Source organism: Alteromonas sp. WD8-37, assembly GCF_055326825.1.
The window spans coordinates 1,119,591-1,139,190 of sequence record NZ_JBUZOV010000001.1 but is presented as its reverse complement, the minus strand read 5'-3'; the positions used below and the strand labels follow the sequence as shown (position 1 = coordinate 1,139,190).

Annotated in this window: 20 protein-coding genes; 11 read left to right on the top strand and 9 right to left on the bottom strand. The window is 52.4% G+C overall.

What is annotated here, in order from left to right; genetic code table 11:
- Both ACTUJZ_RS05040 and ACTUJZ_RS05035 read left to right on the top strand, forming a co-directional pair.
- Positions 1–666 (top strand): fumarylacetoacetate hydrolase family protein, encoded by a 666-nt coding sequence (locus ACTUJZ_RS05040; RefSeq protein WP_463635159.1) that lies wholly within the window; start codon positions 1–3, stop codon positions 664–666.
- On the top strand, positions 663–1,157 hold the full coding sequence (locus tag ACTUJZ_RS05035) for a YcgN family cysteine cluster protein (protein ID WP_463635158.1): 495 nt from the start codon (positions 663–665) through the stop codon (positions 1,155–1,157). The genes ACTUJZ_RS05040 and ACTUJZ_RS05035 overlap by 4 nt, the downstream gene beginning before the upstream one ends.
- Before the next feature lie 27 nt (positions 1,158–1,184).
- On the opposite strand, the gene ACTUJZ_RS05030 is transcribed toward ACTUJZ_RS05035, so the two are convergent.
- From ACTUJZ_RS05030 to ACTUJZ_RS05015, 4 genes are all read right to left on the bottom strand, one after another.
- Positions 1,185–1,745, bottom strand: a complete 561-nt coding sequence (locus tag ACTUJZ_RS05030) for a GNAT family N-acetyltransferase (RefSeq protein ID WP_463635157.1) — start codon at positions 1,743–1,745, stop codon at positions 1,185–1,187.
- Complete coding sequence (gene dsbB / locus ACTUJZ_RS05025; RefSeq protein ID WP_463635249.1) at positions 1,742–2,260, bottom strand: disulfide bond formation protein DsbB; 519 nt, start codon at positions 2,258–2,260, stop codon at positions 1,742–1,744. Before dsbB ends, ACTUJZ_RS05030 begins: the two co-directional genes overlap by 4 nt.
- 16 nt (positions 2,261–2,276) lie before the next feature.
- A complete protein-coding gene (gene nhaB, locus ACTUJZ_RS05020; protein WP_463635156.1) occupies positions 2,277–3,854 on the bottom strand; it encodes a sodium/proton antiporter NhaB in 1,578 nt (525 codons plus the stop codon).
- Between the two features lie 399 nt (positions 3,855–4,253).
- Complete coding sequence (locus ACTUJZ_RS05015) at positions 4,254–4,598, bottom strand: hypothetical protein (protein ID WP_463635155.1); 345 nt, start codon at positions 4,596–4,598, stop codon at positions 4,254–4,256.
- Between the two features lie 195 nt (positions 4,599–4,793).
- Between ACTUJZ_RS05015 and ACTUJZ_RS05010 the strand changes: the two genes are divergently transcribed.
- Entirely contained in the window at positions 4,794–5,972 is a 1,179-nt protein-coding gene (locus ACTUJZ_RS05010; RefSeq protein WP_463635154.1) for a DUF547 domain-containing protein, read from the top strand.
- Positions 5,973–6,683: 711 nt separating this feature from the next.
- Positions 6,684–7,394 (top strand): fatty acid metabolism transcriptional regulator FadR, encoded by a 711-nt coding sequence (fadR, locus tag ACTUJZ_RS05005; protein ID WP_463635153.1) that lies wholly within the window; start codon positions 6,684–6,686, stop codon positions 7,392–7,394.
- Between the two features lie 57 nt (positions 7,395–7,451).
- Here fadR and ACTUJZ_RS05000 read toward each other — a convergent pair whose 3' ends face one another.
- Positions 7,452–8,882 (bottom strand): hypothetical protein, encoded by a 1,431-nt coding sequence (locus tag ACTUJZ_RS05000; RefSeq protein WP_463635152.1) that lies wholly within the window; start codon positions 8,880–8,882, stop codon positions 7,452–7,454.
- Between the two features lie 275 nt (positions 8,883–9,157).
- Here ACTUJZ_RS05000 and ACTUJZ_RS04995 point away from each other — a divergent pair, with 275 nt between their 5' ends.
- The gene (locus ACTUJZ_RS04995; protein ID WP_463635151.1) at positions 9,158–10,777 is read left to right on the top strand and encodes a GMC family oxidoreductase; all 1,620 of its coding nucleotides are present in this window, start codon (positions 9,158–9,160) and stop codon (positions 10,775–10,777) included.
- Here the strand turns inward: ACTUJZ_RS04995 and ACTUJZ_RS04990 are convergent.
- A complete protein-coding gene (locus ACTUJZ_RS04990) occupies positions 10,749–11,360 on the bottom strand; it encodes a TetR/AcrR family transcriptional regulator (protein WP_463635149.1) in 612 nt (203 codons plus the stop codon). The genes ACTUJZ_RS04995 and ACTUJZ_RS04990 overlap by 29 nt on opposite strands.
- A gap of 140 nt (positions 11,361–11,500) precedes the next feature.
- Here ACTUJZ_RS04990 and ACTUJZ_RS04985 point away from each other — a divergent pair, with 140 nt between their 5' ends.
- On the top strand, positions 11,501–13,534 hold the full coding sequence (locus tag ACTUJZ_RS04985; RefSeq protein ID WP_463635148.1) for an FAD-dependent oxidoreductase: 2,034 nt from the start codon (positions 11,501–11,503) through the stop codon (positions 13,532–13,534).
- Between the two features lie 68 nt (positions 13,535–13,602).
- Here ACTUJZ_RS04985 and ACTUJZ_RS04980 read toward each other — a convergent pair whose 3' ends face one another.
- The 3 genes from ACTUJZ_RS04980 to ACTUJZ_RS04970 form a co-directional block, all read right to left on the bottom strand.
- Positions 13,603–14,703 (bottom strand): alkene reductase, encoded by a 1,101-nt coding sequence (locus ACTUJZ_RS04980; protein ID WP_463635147.1) that lies wholly within the window; start codon positions 14,701–14,703, stop codon positions 13,603–13,605.
- A gap of 65 nt (positions 14,704–14,768) precedes the next feature.
- The gene (locus tag ACTUJZ_RS04975; protein ID WP_463635146.1) at positions 14,769–15,329 is read right to left on the bottom strand and encodes a type 1 glutamine amidotransferase domain-containing protein; all 561 of its coding nucleotides are present in this window, start codon (positions 15,327–15,329) and stop codon (positions 14,769–14,771) included.
- A 117-nt stretch (positions 15,330–15,446) separates the two neighbouring features.
- Positions 15,447–15,890, bottom strand: coding sequence for an acyl-CoA thioesterase (locus tag ACTUJZ_RS04970; RefSeq protein ID WP_463635145.1), 444 nt, complete (start codon positions 15,888–15,890; stop codon positions 15,447–15,449).
- A 143-nt stretch (positions 15,891–16,033) separates the two neighbouring features.
- Here ACTUJZ_RS04970 and ACTUJZ_RS04965 point away from each other — a divergent pair, with 143 nt between their 5' ends.
- The 5 genes from ACTUJZ_RS04965 to ACTUJZ_RS04945 all read left to right on the top strand — a co-directional run bounded on the left by ACTUJZ_RS04965 (position 16,034) and on the right by ACTUJZ_RS04945 (position 19,590).
- A complete protein-coding gene (locus ACTUJZ_RS04965; protein ID WP_463635144.1) occupies positions 16,034–16,588 on the top strand; it encodes an elongation factor P hydroxylase in 555 nt (184 codons plus the stop codon).
- On the top strand, positions 16,585–17,712 hold the full coding sequence (locus ACTUJZ_RS04960; RefSeq protein WP_463635142.1) for an ATP-NAD kinase family protein: 1,128 nt from the start codon (positions 16,585–16,587) through the stop codon (positions 17,710–17,712). The genes ACTUJZ_RS04965 and ACTUJZ_RS04960 overlap by 4 nt, the downstream gene beginning before the upstream one ends.
- Before the next feature lie 9 nt (positions 17,713–17,721).
- A complete protein-coding gene (locus ACTUJZ_RS04955; protein ID WP_463635141.1) occupies positions 17,722–18,039 on the top strand; it encodes a YfcL family protein in 318 nt (105 codons plus the stop codon).
- Between the two features lie 203 nt (positions 18,040–18,242).
- Entirely contained in the window at positions 18,243–18,848 is a 606-nt protein-coding gene (locus ACTUJZ_RS04950) for a FlgO family outer membrane protein (protein ID WP_463635140.1), read from the top strand.
- A gap of 4 nt (positions 18,849–18,852) precedes the next feature.
- Positions 18,853–19,590, top strand: a complete 738-nt coding sequence (locus tag ACTUJZ_RS04945) for a FlgO family outer membrane protein (RefSeq protein ID WP_463635139.1) — start codon at positions 18,853–18,855, stop codon at positions 19,588–19,590.
- The last annotated feature ends 10 nt before the right edge of the window (positions 19,591–19,600 follow it).

Genomic DNA, 19,600 nt, shown 5'->3' with positions numbered 1-19,600 from the left:
ATGTATCAGCATTTGGACAACCTGGCGTTACCCGTGGATTTACCGGTGGGCAAGGTGGTGTGTGTGGGGCGCAATTATCAGGATCACATCGATGAAATGAAATCACAGGCAGCGCCCCAGGCTGTGTTATTTATGAAACCCAGTGCTTCTTTGACGCCGCTAAATCAGCCAGTGTCGATTCCGTCCGATCGCGGGGCCTGCCACAATGAAGTGGAACTGGCGGTGCTGATCAAGCAGCGCTTATGTAAAGCCGACCAGGATGATGTGCGCCAGGCTGTGTGGGGTGTGGGCCTGGGGCTGGATTTGACGCTGCGCGATGTGCAACAACAGCTAAAAGCAGACGGCCAGCCGTGGGAGCGGGCCAAGGCCTTTGACGGCAGCTGTCCGGTGTCCGGGTTTGTACCATTGTCGCAGGTAGACGATATTCAAAATATGCATTTTGGCTTAAAAGTAAACGGAACCGCAAGACAACAGGGCCATAGCGCTGCTATGATGCGCCCCGTTTTTCAGCTGCTGGCCGAGATCTCACAGGTATTTACCTTAGAGCCCGGCGATATTGTGCTTACCGGCACCCCCAAAGGAGTCGGGCCGCTGGCGCACAATGATAAGCTGGAAGCCTATCTGGACGGATTTTTTGCCATAGAAACAAGTGTTGTAACGATATGACAGACCGGTTTTGGGAAACCAAATCACTAAATGAGATGAACGATGCTGAGTGGGAAGCACTGTGCGATGGCTGTGCCAAATGCTGCTTACATAAGTTTATTGAAGATGACGATGCCGATGAGGCTGCCACCACCGATACCATCCATGATGGAGAGCAGATCCACTACACCAACATCGTGTGTAGCCTGCTGAACACCAAAAGCTGCCAGTGTTCTCAATACGACCGGCGCACTGAGCTGGTGCCCGATTGTGTCAAGCTGACCAAAGCGAATTTGAAAGACATCTTTTTTATGCCTCCTAGCTGCAGCTATCGCCGGCTGTACGAAGGACGCGGCCTGCCAGCCTGGCATCCGCTGTTAAATAAGGGCAAAAAAACGGCCATGCATCAGCAGGGCATGTCGGTGCGCGGCAAAACCGTGTTTGAAAGTGATGTTGATTTAAATGTGTTCGAAGATTACATCGCATTGTGGCCGCTTGAGGATATCGACTAAGCGACATTTTGTCGCAGGGCTGCCCGGTTAGCCGGCCGGGTTAGCCAGCAGCGCATACAGATACGCATCGCGGCCAAAGATGCGCTGACGACACAAACCTTCCTTTTCCGCCCCCAGTTTATCAGCCACTCGCATGCTCGCCTTGTTATTGGGCTCAATAAATAATTCCAGCCGCTGCAGGCTCATCTGCGCAAAAGCCAGCTTCATCAGGCTTTGGCATAGTGCTACCGCCAGGCCCTGACCGCAGGCTTCCGGACGGATCCAATAGCCTAAATTGGCGGTATTGTGCAGCGGGTGAATATGGTTAATCAGGCCCATGCCCAGGCAGGTATCCTGCTGCATCAACAAATACGTGATGCCGTAGCCTGTAGCACGCTTATGCTCCATGTCATTGATACACTGGCGGGTGGCGGATGGGGTAAGCGGGCACAACTGGCTGCCTAGCCATGGCCGCACATGCTGGGATGAGGCGCGGCAAGCATCGCACAAGGCGTCTTCATGTTTGCTGGCCAGCCGCACCACACTGATGTTGTCGGGAGTACCCTGGGCTACCGGTAGGCGGGCAGGCAGGGTCATCAAATCGCTCAAAAAGATTTTTTATCCATAAGTCGGCAAAGCAGTACTACAGCGAATACGACAAAATACGCTGCAAAGATTACTGCCATCCACTCTGCCATGCCCATAGACAAAAACTGCCAGCGATTTTCGGTGCAATCGCCTGGTGCGGCAAAAATAGCTGGCAGCCATTCATGCAGCGGCATAAAGCTGGGAAAATTGGGCACAATCTCGCAGCTGGCAAAAAATGGGTTGCTGGCATATAGGATATCGATATGCTCGCGGGCTATCAAAAAACCCCAGCCAGCACTGATCCCCCAGCCGGCAAAGCCCAGCAATCGCGTGACAAGATTATTTTTCAGGCACACCAGCAAGGCGGCCAGCAAAATGCCATACACAGCAGTGCGCTGGTAAATACACATGATGCACGGTTGCAGGTCCATGCCGTACTGAAAATACAGCGCGGTGAGTTGCAGCCCCACTGCACTTAACAATAACAGCACCCAGGGCGTCTTTTTTTCAGCCAGCCGGCTAATCGCTTGGATCATCATAATATCCTGATGCTTAGTGAGCCGGCGCCGTGTCCGGCGACGTGCTGTGATGTTCAATCAGATGGTGCTCATAGAGCATATCGGTGGCATCCAGTAAGCCATAATAGGTGGCCGCCAGCCCAACCAGGGTCAGCACCACCGTGTAAGGCAGGGCCATAAACACCATCTTGCCGTAAGACAGGCGCAACAGCGGGGCAATGGCCGAGGTCAGCAGGAACAAAAAGGCGGCCTGGCCATTAGGTGTGGCCACACTGGGCAAGTTGGTGCCGGTGTTGATAGCGACAGCCAGTAAGTCAAACTGGTCGCGGGTGATCTGACCTTCATTAAGCGCAGCGGTAACTTCGGTGATATATACCGAGCCCACAAACACATTGTCAGACACCATGGACAGTACACCATTGGCCAGGTAGAACATCACCAACTGGGTCTTACCCTCAAAACCAAGTACAAACTGGATCACCGGCTGAAACAAACCCTGGTCGATAATGACCGCGACCACACCGAAAAATATACACAACAGCGCGGTAAAGGGCAGGGCTTCTTCGAAGGCTTTGCCGATGGCGTGCTCTTCGATAATGCCGCTCATGGAGGTGGCCAGTACAATGATTGACAGCCCAATCAAGCCTACCGAGGCAAAGTGCCCGGCCAGACCAACAATCAGCCACACGCCGATCAGCGCCTGTACGGCTAAGCGTGCGGTATCCCGGCGGGTGCGTTCCTGGTCCATATGCTTGTCGTAATCTACCAGGATATCCCGCACTGCCAATGGCAACTGCGCACCATAGGTAAACAGTTTAAACTTTTCCACAAAGACCGTGGTAAGCAGGCCAAACACAAACACCGGCAGAGTGATAGGGGCCATGCGAATGAAGAATTCGAGAAAATTCCAGCCGGCTTTATCGGCAATGATCAAATTTTGCGGTTCGCCCACCATGGTCATTACGCCGCCCAGTGCGGTACCGACCGCAGAGTGCATCATCAGGTTGCGCAAAAACGCGCGGAAGCCTTCCAGGTCATCCCGGCCCAGCTCATGAAAATCATCATCGTCGGTGTGGTCATGATCGTGGTGGAATTCTTTGCCCGAGGCCACCTTGTGGTAGATGGTGTAAAAGCCTAGGCCTACACTGATGATAACCGCTACCACGGTTAAGGCATCCAGAAAGGCAGATAGAAAGGCTGACGAGGCAATAAAAGCTAGTGATAGCACCAGCTTGTTTTCCACCTTGATGACCAGCTTGGTAAACAGGTACATCAGCAAATCTTTCATAAAGTAGATACCGGCCACCATAAACACCAGCAGCAGGATCACCTCAAGATTCACTTCAATTTCATGCAACATATGCTCAGGGCTGGTCATGCCGATGAACATTGCCTCGATTAACAGCAGGCCCCCGGGCTGCAACGGGTAGCATTTTAGCGCCATCGCCAGGGTGAAAATAAATTCGATAACCAACACCCAGCCGGCCAGATAACTGTCGACCATAAAAATAAACGGGTTGGCGATAAGACAAGCGATGATGGCTTTTTTGTACCAGTCGGGCGCGTGGCCCAAAAAGTTACGATAGAGCGCCATGGACATCGAGGTTTGCATGATTATTATCCTTTTTACCACTTAAAAACTGCTTGTGGTTTACACCATGTATAAACACACGCGTGTTATCGGCGTGACGGATGGATTCGCCACTGTTTTTAGCGAAATGTAAGACTAGCGTAAAAATTTATCCCGAGGAAGCAGGCTGTTAAGAAAACTTGGGAGAATATACGGTGGTTGGCCAAAATTTTCTCAGCCGGGCAAAAACAACGTTCTTGTATTGGAAAATAGAATGACATATGTAGCTAATACGGGTTAGGGCTAGGTCATAAAATGCGGATACAAAAAGATGATATCGGCTTTGTCGGGATAAAAAATCAACTGCTCATCGAAGACATAAAAGTTGAGCGGCGATTTGCAAACTTAGCGTTGTTAAAGCTGAATCTGGTTAGTGCTTTATCAAAATTCGATTGCTGCACTAACTTGCAAGTAGCGGGGTGTTTGATACGACGTTGCAGACATAAAGCGCGGGTTGGTATCCCCAGGGAAGCTCAACTCAGCAAACTCGTTTCTTCTTTGCACCGAGGCAGAGTTCAGAACGATGAACACATCCGCTGGCAGGGTGACCAAGGTCTCAAATACCTCCATGTGATATTTGGCATTCAGATCAAGACATGGCGTCCAGTCAGAGCGACCTAAAGTACCGCGCGTAAACTGCACGTATCCCTCGTCTAGCTCATCATCGGTGCAATTTGTATTACGAACATGGAAGATGTCGCTACCATATGCATTAGCCGTTTGCATATTTGCTCAATCATATAACTGAGTTCAGAGCCATTGACCTGAATCATCAAAAGTTTCGTTCATTCTGCATCCAGACTGGCCTACAGCGAAAGGATTAATTGTTTCCGCTTTATTAGTTTGTTTTTTGTTCACACTGTGTATGATGAAATTTAACATTAAGATCTAGTACCGGAATATCTATAAAAAGGAGTTTGTATGAAACCGATATACTTAGCACTTGTCCTGTCGCTGGCTAGCCCACTTACACTTGCTGCGGAGAATAAGCTTCCAGAGCCGTTCCGGGGGGCGACAGAAGATTCAAATCTGGAAGTCAGCTATGATGATTTGAATGCTTTTTTAGAGGCTGAGGTGTTAGTGGTGGGGCGCTCTTCCCGCAAGAAAGCCGTCGAGCCGGCCTCTACAGGCACCCGCATGCGTTCGCGTATCAACAGGCTCACTGCGCTTGAGGGCAACCGATTCCATTTTGACTCTTTGCAAGATGAAGAAGTCATGAAAGTGCTGACAACCCTCAAGGAAAGTCTGGAGGTGTTGCCCTCCCAGGTCCCACTTAATATGCTCTCCAGAGATGAGCAGCTGGCTTACTGGTTAAATTTGTACAATTTTACGATGATCTATGAGATTGGTCAGCGGGAGCTTAACGGCAGCTTATTTGATGCGTTAAATTATGATGACAAGAGCGCTCTTTTACATGACAAAGTGCTTACAGTTGCCGGGCAAAAGCTGAGTCTGCATGACATTCAATTTAACATTTTAAACGAAAAGTATGACGAACCTGTGGTGATTTACGGCTTGTTTCAGGGCAATATCGGCGGTCCCAGCATTCGTGATGAAGCCTACACAGGCAAGCGGGTATGGCGCCAGCTGGAAGATAACGCAGTTGAATTTATAAACTCAAATCGGGGTACATATTACGACGGCGAAATATCTGTTTATTACCGACATAACCTGCCATTTTTTGATAATGACAAAGCTAAATTGAAAACTCACATCCTCAATTATGTTGATGATGAACGCTATTATGAAGAAATCGAAAACGCCAGCGAGCTGGAGTTTGCAATGAGCGACTGGCAAATTGCTGATTTGAGCGGAGGCGCGCGTAACTATGGTGGCTCTGCAATGATAAATAGTGCTGCATTGTTGGATGCGGTGCGTTCTGAGCAAAGAACGTATCAAAAAGGCGGGACAATGACAGGTGTCGAGACCTCCCTCGACCAGTCGTTGGTACAAAAAGCTCGTATGACTACCCGCTTCCCAGCTGTTCAGTTAGAGATGTTACAGAAGCTGAAAACGCAATATAAAATCAATCGCGGTACGGTGGATGTCAAAGATATCTCCGAAGAAGAAGCGAACTCGCGTACGCAAGACAACAATTAATCTAAGTTCGTTCCGACCAGATCTGACAATTACCTCTTTTATGGTGGCAATGTCAGCTCTGGTGTGAGCTTATTGATCATAAACACTTTTTACGGAGGCGGGCAGTAATACCGTGACGCTGGATATACGCGCCGCCACGCTACTGCCTTCTAACCAATAATATGGCTCAGTGATTTCAAAACAAATTGGTTCAGGAAGAAAGCATGATTAATGCACTTAAAAGCTGGTGGAACTCTGTACCCAAAACACAGAAACCAGGGTTGATAGTGTTAGCTGCTCTTGTAGTGGCAGTTCTAATAGTGGGTTTTGGGGTGACTATTGGCTCATCTTTGGGACAAATGGTTTAATTTGCGTAAGACTAAAACACTTGTTCGTACACCTTTTTAATCTAAACACCGCTTAGCCAACCTTACCATTCACAGGTTTAATACCCACATTCTCACTTCGCCACTGTTTTACCGCTCCCCCCTGGTTTTGTTGCCGACCCTGACTGAGCTCCGAGCCCTATACCATAGGATTTCCTTGCACGTGCCTTTGCTTACCATTAGCTGTCTATGATTATAATGGGCGCCGGCAATCTCAACTTGCCGCAAAATCCCAAGTTAAGTGGCAATATCCACCCTAAATGGCACGCATTTGTTTGTGAATTTGTTTTTTCATCTGGTACAATCAGTGGAATAATCACAATAAGAATCGTTCAGGCGAAGAATTATGATCTACAAAGCACAGAGTCCTGCCGGGTTTGCTGAAGAATACATTGTCGAATCGATCTGGAGCGGACGCTTTCCGCCTGGGACCATTCTGCCTGCTGAGCGGGAGCTGTCTGAACTGATTGGCGTTACCCGTACCACGTTGCGTGAAGTGTTGCAGCGTCTGGCCCGTGATGGCTGGCTGACCATTCAGCATGGCAAGCCGACCAAAGTAAATAACTTCTGGGAAACCTGCGGCCTGAATATCTTAGAAACGCTGGCACGTCTCGATCAGGAAGGTATTCCAGAGCTGGTTGATAACTTGCTGGCTGCGCGCACCAACTTGAGTGCGGTATTTATTCGTGGTGCTATCCGTAACAACCCGGAAAAGGCCATTGAAATCATCGCGCGCTACAAAGATCTGGAAGCCGACGGTATGGCGTTTGCCCAGTATGATTACCAGATGAATCATGACTTGGCGCTGGCGTCGGGCAACAATGTGTTTGTGTTGATGATGAACGGCTTCCGTGGCCTCTATTCGCGCATTGGTGGATTCTTTTTCTCACATCCCAGTGCCCAGGAAGTGGCCCGTGATTTTTATGCCCGTCTGCTGCAGGTAGCCGAGCAGGGCGACTACGATGCCGTGCCGGTGGTGGTACGTCGCTACGGGATTGAATCTGGTAAGGTCTGGCAGACCGTACGGGACAACATGCCTAAAGACATCGTCGATTGATACGCAAAAAAAAGGGCCGTGCGGCCCTTTTTTATTGTCTGTATAAAGCCTGTTCGCTTAGCTTTTGTTCCAGATGTTCTGGTTTTTCTTCACCGAAAAATAGTCGGAAGGCTCCCATAACGGCGGCACCAAATCATCCACTGCATCTGGCTGCACATCCTTGCTAAGCTGCTGCATGATCTGTAACAAGCGATCCCGGCCAATGCGCAGCAGTTTTTTGCGATTGCTGGGAAAATACAAATTTTGCCCTTTGGACACTGTTTCCAGCGCGCCAGCGCAAATGTATGTCAAATTACGCGACGCCACCCGGCAGACGGGCTCGGCCGGATCTTTAGGGTTCAGCTGCGCCACAATGGCATATTCATAATGCTGCTTTTCAAGGCCACGTTCATTTTTGGGAATATAGGTAATGCCAAAGCCTTGGGGAAAATAACCCACAATCTTGATAAAGGCATCGGCCAGTTTGGCATTTATATTCCCTTTTTTACCCAGTTGTTCAATCAGCAGATAGCCTTTAGGGAGTTCGTGGCGCGAATAATCCGGCTTGGTAGAAAGCAGTACCGAACAATAAATCTGCGGAATTTTAAGCAGCTCGCCTATACCGGTTTTAGACACAAAAGCATCCTGTACCAGTTGCTCGCGAAAGCGGTTGATGGCCTGATGGGTGGCTAAAAAGGTGTCGCGCTCGGCTTTGTCATTGCCTCGATAAGCCGGCAAGCCCAGGCCTTGTTTTAGATAGGCCATGGTCTGGGTGTAGTTGAGGCGCAGTAAGGTTTTACGCTCGGTTTCTTCCAATACCCGAAACTCATCCAGCTCTTTATCATCGCCGTGCAAAATACGTTGAGCATCAGGATGCTGCAAACCGATATCCTGCAGTAGGGCGGCGCTTATCAGCGGTAACGCCAGTTCTTCGCGCCAGCGTTTGCGCCAGTAGTTATTACCTTTAAACCGGCTCAGTGACTCACGAAACGGATCCAGATACGGATAGGAGACAGTGCCGTCGTAGAGCAGTTTGTCTACCAGGCGCAATGTCAGGACCGCTTTGTACAAGGGCTTTAAACGCTGATGCAAATGGGCAAAATTACTTACCCGGCCGCGGGTCAGCAGCATGATGGTGCCTAAAAATCGGGCGCTGGCCAGCTGGGTTTCAGCGTAGGTTTCACCTTCGCATAAGTCCAGAATATCAATAGCAACCGCATGCAGGCGTTCCACCCGGTGCAGGCGCTCTTCCTGCTGGCGCAGGCGGGCACGCTTGAGCTTTTGTTGCAAATCATCGGGGATCTGCGCATCTGGAGCCTGGCCCTGAAGCCGTTTGATCTGCGCAGTGAGCTCTTCGATATGCTGGCTGGCGTCGCTGTCCATAGCAAAATAATGGTGGGCATCCTCGACCACCGAACCGTGCCCCAGCTCCTTGGGATACACCTTGGCAACCAGGGTTTTCATTTGCTGGGTGTACAGATTGTCCGGGTTATGCGCTTGTTTAATCACTTTATTCCTCACGCTGCGGCCTTATCAACGCGCCGCTTGGCGGGGTTAAGATAGCGTGTCATGCCAGTTGTACCACTTTGCCACTTATGCCCATCGGGCGTAGCAGGCACAGCTGATTTACAGTGTACTTATTTTACCTGATATCCGGCGGCCTTGACGTATACACATCAATGCGCAAGGTATACTTTGGTGTGTGACGGCATACCTAAGTGGTTCCAACTTGACCTGTTTCGCTATTTCTGGAATCAATAGGCAGTCAGGTAAAGGAAACCGCTATGGGGCAAGCAACAGAATTTGATTACATTATTGTCGGTGCCGGCTCTGCCGGGGCGGTGCTGGCGGCCCGGTTATCGCAGGATCCAGATATTCAGGTCGCCGTGCTGGAGGCGGGCCGGCAGGACTCCAACCCGTTTATCCATATTCCCTTTGGCCTGGCGGTCTTATCCCGTTTCAGCGCCTTAAACTGGGGCTATAGCACCGAGCCACAACAGGCGCTGAACAACCGGTGTTTATTCTGGCCGCGGGGCAAAACATTAGGCGGCAGCAGTGCCATCAATGCCATGTGTTATATTCGTGGCCAGGCCAGCGACTATGATGACTGGGAGGCAGCCGGGGCAAAAGGCTGGTCCTATGCAGATGTACTGCCCTGGTTTCGTCATGCTGAGTGTTTTTATGCCGGTGCTGATCAGTTTCACGGCGATAGCGGCCCCTTGCGGGTGGAGCAGTTACGCTACGCCGAACCGATGAGTCACGCCTTTGTGGCCTGCGCCAGTCATGTAGGGCTGGTGCAGCGCGAGGACTTCAACCGCTTAGAGCGCAGCGGGTTAGGGCTTTATCATGTCACTCAGGTCAATGGTCAGCGCTGCAGTTCAGCCAAAGCGTATCTGAGCGGGCTGCAAGGACGGGCCAATCTGACCCTGTACACCGAAACCGAAGCCGGGCCGCTGATACTGGATAATAGCCGGGTCAAGGGCATCACGCTTACTCACCAGGGCAAGCCGCTGACCTTGAACGCACGTCGCGAGGTGATTTTGTGTGCCGGAGCTATCAATTCACCGCATCTGCTTCTGCGTTCAGGCATTGGCCCGGCAAAGGATTTACAGGCTGCTGGCGTCACAGTCAAACACCACCTGCCGGGAGTCGGGCAAAATCTGCAGGATCATCTGGATATCATCGTTCAGTGCAAAGCGCAGCGGCCACATGGCTATGCCCTGGCTGCCGGCAAGCTGCCGGCCTATATCGCTGCTGCCTGGCAGTATTTGCGGGGACGCCAGGGCTTATTAAGCTCGAATATCGCCGAAGCCGGCGGGTTTGCCTGCTCATCGTTGGCACCAGAGGACAAGCCAGACCTACAATTTCATTTTATCCCAGCCATTTTAAACGACCACGGCCGCCAGAATAGTTTGGGTTACGGGTTTGGCCTGCATGTATGCAACTTGTATCCGCGCAGTCGCGGGCAAATAACACTGAATCCGGCTGAACCGGCTGCCGCCCCTTTGATCGATCCCAATTATCTAAGTCACCCAGATGACCTACGCATCATGTTGGACGGCCTGGCGCTGGCCCGACAAATTGTGCACGCCAAGCCAATGGCGGATTATCTGCACAGAGAAGTGTTGCCCGGTGAGGATGTGCAGGATGAATCTGCGCTGGTGCAATTTATCCGGGCACGAGCAGAAACCATCTACCACCCGGTAGGCACCTGCAAGATGGGCGCGGCAGAGGATCCGACGGCGGTGCTGGATGCGCAATTTAAGGTTTTTGGGGTTGCCGGGCTACGGGTGGTGGATGCCTCGGCTATGCCAGGCTTGATTGGCGGCAACACCAATGCGCCGGTGATCATGATGGCAGAGCGGGCTGCCCAGTTTATTCTGGCGGATGCGCCGCCTGCATAAATAAATCCGCCGCAGTATCACACATCTGACCGATATGGCTTTTATCTGCATAGATGCCATCAATGAGCAGACGGGCAATACCATGCAAGGTGCCCCAGGTGACCTGGGCTAAGCGCAGCGCATCGGAACTATCAGGTAATAGCCCTTGCTGCTGCCAGTAGCGGGTCATGCTGACCTGAAACTGAAAACACGGGTAGGCAACCGCTTTTAAATCCGCCGAGGCGCGTTGCGGTTGCCACAAGGTGCGGCCAAACATCAGCTCATACATTTGCGGGTGGGCAGCTGCATAACCAATGTACTCATGAATAAAGCAGCGAAAACGCTCGCGCGGTGCCAGGGTTTCATCCTCAAAAATCCGCTTGGCAGTACCATGCCACTGTTCAAAGCCTTGTGCGGCAATGGCACTTAACAGCGCATTCTTATCTTTAAAATGATGATAGGGGGCGGTGCGGGAGACACCCGCATCCTCGGCCAGGCGGCGCAGTGACAAACTATCGATGCCTTGCTGATTTATGCGGGTGGTGGCTACTGCTAATAAGGTAGAGCGCAAATCGCCATGATGATAAGCCGCGTGCCGAGCCATGGTGCGTCCTGTGGGGAAATAAAGTTTATCTTGACACTGTCAACATACACTTCTATCTTGACGGTGTCTAGTTTATAAAGTTGTTAACGCTGGTGCGTAACAGGCGCCCCAGTGTTCAGGCCACCTTGCAAGGAAATCGTATGACCACCACCACGCATACCGCTTATCCGCATATGTTCACGCCGTTGGATTTAGGCTTCACCCAACTGAAAAATCGGGTTCTGATGGGCTCGATGCACACCGGCTTAGAAGAATTGCCAGGCGGCCATAAACATATGGCTGCGTTTTATGCTGAGCGGGCTCGCGGAGGGGTAGGCCTGATTGTCACCGGCGGTATCGGCCCGAACGAAGAAGGCTCGACCCATCCCATCACCAAGCGGTTGGATTCTGATAAAGCCGTGGCACATCATCAGGAAGTGACCCAGGCAGTGCACGATGCTGGCGGTAAAATTTGCATGCAGATCCTGCATACCGGGCGCTACGCCTATACCGAAAAGGCGGTGGCGCCATCAGCGCTGCAGGCTCCCATCAGCCCGTACACGCCCAAGGCGTTAAGCGATGAAGAAATCGAGCAACAAATTGATGATTTTGTGTTTGCAGCCACCCAGGCTCAGCGCGCCGGCTATGACGGTGTCGAAATCATGGGCTCGGAGGGCTATTTTTTAAATCAGTTTATTGTGCAGCGCACCAATCACCGCGACGATGAGTGGGGCGGCGAGTATGCCAACCGTATTCGGTTGCCGCTGGAAGTGGTCCGCCGGGTACGAGAAGCTGTGGGCGAACAATTCATTATTATCTACCGCCTGTCTATGCTGGACTTGGTGGAGGGCGGCTCGAATTACGAAGAAGTGGTTGAGTTGGGCAAGGCCATTGAGCAAGCTGGCGCGACCATCATCAATACCGGCATCGGCTGGCATGAAGCCCGCATTCCGACCATTTCCACCCGGGTGCCGCGTGCCGCCTTTACCTGGGTTACAGCTAAATTCCGCCAGGCGCTGTCGATCCCGGTGATTACCTCAAACCGCATAAACACACCCGAGGTGGCCGAAGCCATATTAGCGCGGGGCGATGCGGACATGGTGTCTATGGCCCGACCGTTTTTGGCCGATGCTGACTTTGTGCAAAAAGCCGCTGAAAACCGCGCCGATGAAATCAACACCTGCATTGGCTGTAACCAGGCGTGCCTGGATCATGTGTTCAACGGCAAGCTGACCAGCTGCCTGGTGAACCCTCGAGCCTGCCATGAGCTGGAGCTGGTGATCACCCCCACCGACCAGCCTAAGCGTGTTGCAGTAGTAGGCGCAGGACCGGCTGGCCTGGCCACTGCGGTCACGGCTGCCTCCCGTGGCCACCAGGTGACCCTGTTTGATAAAGACAGTCATATCGGCGGGCAGTTTAATATCGCCCGTCAGATCCCGGGCAAAGAAGAATTTAACGAAACCCTGCGCTATTTTGCGCGCATGCTAGAGCTGCATAAGGTCGAACAGCGGCTAGGTGAAACCGTGACCGCACAGACGCTAAATGAGGGTGAGTTTGACCAGGTCATGCTGGCCACCGGCATCAGCCCGCGTATTCCGCAAATCGAAGGTATCGACCATCCCAAAGTGCTGTCGTACATCGATGTCATCAAGCATCACGAGCCAGTGGGCCAGCGAGTGGCCATCATTGGGGCCGGTGGCATCGGCTTTGATACCGCTGAATTTTTAGCCCACGGTAAAGCGCAGCCAAGTCTTGATATCGCCTCCTTTATGCGCGAGTGGGGCATCGATATGACCTTCTCGGTACGCGGTGGGGTTGAAGGTATGGCACCACAGCCTGAGCCGGCCGAGCGCGAAATTTTACTGCTGCAACGCAAAACCAGTAAGCCGGGCAAGGGCCTGGGCAAAACCACCGGCTGGGCGCACCGTGCCAGCCTGAAAATGAAAGGCGTGAAAATGATTCCGGGGGTTGAGTATCAGCGCATTGACGACGACGGCTTCCATGTATTGATCAATGGTGAGCCGCAAACGCTGAAAGTTGACAACATCATCGTATGTGCTGGACAGGAGCCATTGCGTGAACTGACCGACGGCCTGAATATGCCTTATCAACTGATTGGCGGTGCCGATGAAGCGCGGGAACTGGATGCCAAACGAGCGATTGATCAGGGCACGCGACTAGCCGCGGCTTTATAATCGATTCTAAATAGGTGAAAAAAATGGCGGCCAGTCGGCCGCCATTTTTGTGTGTATGCTAGTAGCCGTTAGCGCACCTGAGCATCGGTTTCAGATAAAAACGGATAATCAATGTAGCCGCCTTCATCACCACCGTAGAAGGTATCCGGATCTTGTTCGTTTAACTCTGCACCCAGCTCAAAGCGGGTCACCAGATCCGGGTTGGCAATAAACGGCCGGCCATAGGTAATGGCATCCGCATAACCAGACTGCACCGCGGTCTGGCCGGTTAGATAATCATAATCACCATTAGCAATATAAAAGCCCTGCCATAAATCGCGCAGATAATGCTGAATTTTCAAGTCGCGATTATCCGCCCCCAGGCCAGGAAAGCGTTCGACCATATGTAGATATGCCAGCTGATAGCCGTTAAGCTTATCGATAAAATAGCTGAATGCTTTCATCGGGTCGCTGTCGCCAATATCGTTGAAATTGCCGGTAGGGGACAAACGGATACCCACTGCCGATGCATCCCATTCACCCAGCACCGCATCGACAATTTCGTTTAAAAAGCGCATGCGGTTTTCTAATGATCCGCCATATTCATCGTCGCGCTGATTGGTTTTGTCTTTTAAAAACTGGTCAATCAGATAGCCGTTGGCGGCATGAATTTCTACGCCATCAAAACCGGCTTGTTTGGCATTGCGGGCACCAATACGAAAATCTTCCACCGTTTGTGTAATCTCGTCTTTGGTCATCGCCTTAGGTTCAGATGCCGGTTGTTTTTGATCGTCAAAAAAAACATCTACATCGGGTTTAATCGCTGAGGGTGCCAACGGTTTGTCACCATTGGGCTGAAAATGAGTGTGGCTGATACGGCCTACATGCCACAGCTGCAAAAAGATTTTGCCGCCTTTAGCATGCACAGCATCGGTGATCTCACGCCATTTGGCTACCTGGTCGTCACTATAAATACCCGGTGTTTTGATATAGCCTTTTCCCTGTGGGCTGATTTGCGTGGCCTCACTGATAATCAGCCCCGCCCCGGCGCGCTGCTTATAATAGGTGACAGCCATGTCTGCCGGAATGTCGGTATCATCGTGGGCGCGGCTACGTGTCAGCGGCGCCATAAAAATCCGGTTTCTTAATTCGACCTGGCCTACCTTGCCGGAAGAAAATAAATCTGCCATGAGGGATCCTCGTGTTGCTCAAGAAAAGGCCCCGAAGGGCCGGTAAAACGTAAGGGAAAAAAAGACTAGGTGGTTTGCTGCTGATGCTTGCCTTCACGTAGCTCTTCAACCACTTTTTTGCAGAATGCTTCCATATCATCGGGTGAGCGGCTGGTGACCAGTCCCTGATCGCAGACTACTTCTTCGTCTACCCACTGGGCACCGGCGTTGAGAATGTCGGTTTTGATTGACGGAAATGAGGTGACAGTGCGACCTTCCAGCACATTGGCTTCTACCAGCATCCACGGGCCATGGCAGATAGCTGCCACAGGTTTATGCTGAGCAAAAAAATCACGCACAAACTGCACTGCCTTCTGGTCCATACGCAGTGAATCTGGATTTAACACGCCACCGGGTAAAATCAGGCCGTTGTAATCTTCTGCAGATACATCCTCTACCAGTTTATCGACGGTAAACATGTCACCTTTTTCGTCTGACTGCATACCCTGAATCTGGCCGCTTTTGATCGACACAATGTGTACATCCGCACCGGCGGTTTTTACTTTTTCCATCGGCTCAGTGAGCTCGACCTGTTCGAAACCGTCAGTTGCCAGAATAGCCACTTTTTTGCCGGTAAGAGCACCCATAAACTGCCTCCTTTTGCATGTTGTAGTAACAAAAAATGTGTGGTTGTCTACGGGTATAAATGACGGACAGGTTTACCGCTAAAGATTAAAAAACTGCAATTTGGTGGTGAAGTGAGGCTAACCCGGCACTGCATTACCATAGATATCAATGAACTCTGGTGGCATACGCCGCGCCCGGCCGTTACTGAGTTTGGTGCAGACAAATTCGGTGCGCGCAGAAAATACGGTGGTCTGGCGGCGCAGACAGGCAAACTGAAACGCCCGGGTCAGTTGCAGGCGTTTGTCACAGTCGATGACCCAGGTGGCACAGGCCAGCTCGTCATCCAGATGGCAAGGCTGCAGATAGTCCAGTTCATGGCGGCGGATGACCATTGCAGCATCGATCTGCTGATAATGCTCAAACCCTAAGCCCAAGGCCTGGCTGTGGGCCCAAGCCAGTGACTCCAACCGGCCCAGGTATGCCACATTATTTACATGGTTGTAATGGTCGATATGCTCCGGCCCGATGCGCCAGGACTGCACAAACGGGTTGGCAAACTGCCAGTCGATGGCTGTGGTCATTGGTTTTCTTCACTGCTTAAGATGGACGGTCACTATCACAAATTCACTCTATGAGCGCAACACACCCGCCCAATAGCCCACTTGCGCGGTTTTTGATACACTGCGCGCCATTGTGGCAAGGGTTGATAACAGGGTACCGATACGTGCACAGCGACACTGACCAGGCAGATCCGCAGGTTTCTGCGCTTATCTGCTTATTTGAGCAAACATTTTTTGCGCGCTTTAATACGCGCTTAGTGCGTGGCAGTGATGAACCTGTGTATCTGCCCGCTACTGAGGCGGTGCCGTATCATCAGATTGTGTTTGCCCATGGTTTTTTTGCCAGTGCCCTGCATGAAATATCCCACTGGTGTATTGCCGGAGCAAGGCGGCGCTTACTGGAGGATTACGGTTACTGGTACTGCCCGGATGGCCGCGATGCCCAGCAACAAGCCGCATTTGAACAGGTGGAAGTACGTCCGCAAGCCATCGAATGGGCCTTTAGCCTGGCTGCCGGGCGGCCATTTCGGGTCAGTACCGATAATCTGGATGGCGCTGAGCCGGACCGCGAAGGATTTACCCACGCGGTACGTGAACAGTTAGCCACCTTTATCCGCGACGGGTTTCCGCCTCGGGCGGCCCTGTTTATCGAAGCGTTGCAGCAGCATTTTAATACACCGCCCCTTGGGCAGATCCAACTAACGGAGCAGGCAGCATGACCCATCCTCATTTTCGTTTAGGTGTGCTGGTCAATCCATTTGCCGGCATCGGCGGTGCGGTGGCCATGAAAGGCAGTGATGGCGCCGAGGTACGTGCCCAGGCGCTAGCTAAAGGTGCACAAAAGCACGCCGCTGATAAGATGGCGCGCGCCCTGGCATCTCTGCGTGATATCGACAATGTGCATATTGTGACGGCAGGCGGTGAAATGGGCGCCGATAGCTGTGCCAAAGCCGGGCTGGCGGCGACAGTGGTGTACCAGGCCGAGGCCGGGCAAACCGAAGCGTGTCATACCCAAGCCGCTGCCCGCGCCATGCTGAAGCACAATCTGGACCTGCTGGTATTTGCCGGCGGCGATGGTACTGCGCGCAATCTGTTTGATGTGATTGGTGAACAGGTGGTGGTACTAGGTGTACCGGCCGGGGTGAAAATTCATTCCGGGGTGTATGCGGTAACTCCGTCGGCGGCCGGCAAGGTGATGGCCAAAATGGCGGCCGGCGAGCTGGTCAGTGCCTTTACCGCTGAAGTGCGGGACATTGACGAGGAAGCCTTTCGCAAGGGCCAGGTAACCGCGCGATATTATGGCGAGATGCGGGTGCCGCGCGAACTCGAATACATCCAGGCTGTGAAATCGGGCGGCAAAGAACATGAAGAGCTGGTGTTGGATGACATTGCCGCTTATGTGGCCCAGCAAATCGAACAGGATGATGAGCATTATTATGTAATGGGCTCCGGCTCAACAGTGGCCGCTATCATGCAGGAGCTGGACTTGCCTAATACCCTGCTGGGTGTGGATGTGGTGTACCAGGGCGAAATGGTGGGCAGTGATGTCACCGCTGACGAACTGCTCGCTTTGACCGACGGCCATCCGGTGCGCGTGGTAGTGACCGTGATTGGTGGGCAGGGTCATATCTTGGGGCGCGGCAACCAGCAGCTCAGCCCGGCCTTCATGCGCCGCATCAACAAGCCAGACTTTTGGATTGTGGCCACCAAACAAAAAATCCAGGCCCTGGATGGCCGGCCTTTGCGCCTGGACTCCGGCGACCCGGAACTGGATGAGGCGCTGGCCGGCAGTTTACAAATTATTACCGGGTACAACGATACGGTATTGTACCCCGCTGTTTAGGAGAAAATGATGCAAGCAGGCCCCCAAGCCGACGCGACTTTTATTGCGGCAGTGACCCACATTGAACAAGCGCTAGACAGCGTGGTGGACCATGGCAGCGATGATGAGCTGTTTATTGCCAGCTATCTGCAAGGCCATTTTGCGGTGATTTCGCGGCCCATGGAGGTCGACCCGCAGGCTAGCGTCGCCCAGCTGGATGCTGCAGTTACCGCCAGTCTCGATGACGCTTTTGCCAACAGGGAACTGGAGCCAGAAGATGCCAACCAGGTGCGCCAGTTGTGGCAAGATCTGGTAGCTAACAGCACGGCTGACACCGCTACCGCATAAGCCCCGCACTTTGCCGACCAAAAGATGCCGGTAAGTGCTGGCAGGTTATTGCCGCCAGCGCTGACAAGCCTGACAGCCCCTTCGCCGCCAAAATTGGCGAGAGCCCGCTAATCGCCGCCAGGCCGGCATCTTTATCGATTATGGGTGTGCTGGTACGGATCTTGCCGTACTGGTTTATCAGTTCAGTTTTTTGACGCACATCTATGATCCGACATTTGTTTTTTTGCCTGACAGTACTGGCACTGGGCGCCTGCAGCAGCCAGCAAGCAACTGCCCCCGTAGCGGAAAAAGCCGTCGCCGAGCCCGGCACCAGTCTGGGCAATATCGAATACCAAACCCATCTGCTGGCCAATGAACTGTTTGCCAATGTGCGGATCCCGCGTCAGGCCCGCTACGCTGTGGCCGGCTTTGTGCCTGCCACCACGCTGGCGCACAACAGTGGCGAACAACGTCCATTGATGCTGCTGGGTCATCAACTTGAACAGGGCCTGTTGACTGAGGCCACCAAACGCGGATTTACCACTCAAGAGTTTAAGTTATCGGACGATATAATACTGGGGCAGGATAATGACCGGGTCTTGTCACGCAACATCGACCATCTTTCCGGGTTGGAGCGTGTGGACTATTACATCACCGGTACCCTGGTCCATCAGGAGGGTGGGGCCGTGGTCAATGCCCGGATTATTGAAACCCGGACCAAACAGGTAGTGGCGGCAGCCACCCGGTTTTTTCCGTCCGGCTTATTTTGGCAGCAAGAGCAGGTGACCCTCCGCGAAGGTCGGTTGTATCGTACACAAAACAAGGGGTAACACTATGGTAAGGCGTCTAACGGCGATCACAGTGATAAGTGTGCTGGTCAGCGCATGTAGCAGCGCACCGCAGTCAGGGCAGACAGCATCGGCCACAGCCAACCCAACCAGTATGAATGTTGTGGATGTGCCGGCCCAGGATAGCCAGCCAGGCGGCCAGCCGATGGTGCAGGATGAACCGGACAGCTTTGGTGCGTTAGGTCAGCCGCCGATTTATTCCAGCGTGCAGGGCGCCTACAAAGGCCGGCCGCTGACGCGCCATGTTGGCGACTATGTCAAGAATCTGACACAGGATCTGATCTCCAACATGGAATATGTTTCTGCCAAAACCCCGATGGCAGTGACCCATTTTGCGCTACTGGATTCTGATCTGCAGCAAACCAATTTGCTTGGCCAACAGATGGCCGAATCTTTTGTCCACGAGCTGCACAAATTTCGCGTACCGGTGCTGGATTTTAAAGCCACCGATTATATTCGGGTGACCGAGCAGGGCGATTTTTTATTGTCGCGGGATTATCTGGATCTCAACAGCAGCCTGCCCATCGAATATGTACTGACCGGCACCATGGCTAAACACCAGGGCGGGGTCATGGTTAACGCGCGCATCTTAGGCATTGAATCGCGTGCGGTGGTGGCCAGTGCCCAGATGCTGATCCCGTTTTATGTGGTAGATGCGCTCATCCCCAGTGACGGGGCGCAAAAACCGGGCTCACGCGATGGCGTGAAACTGACACAGGGATAAGCCATGCGCA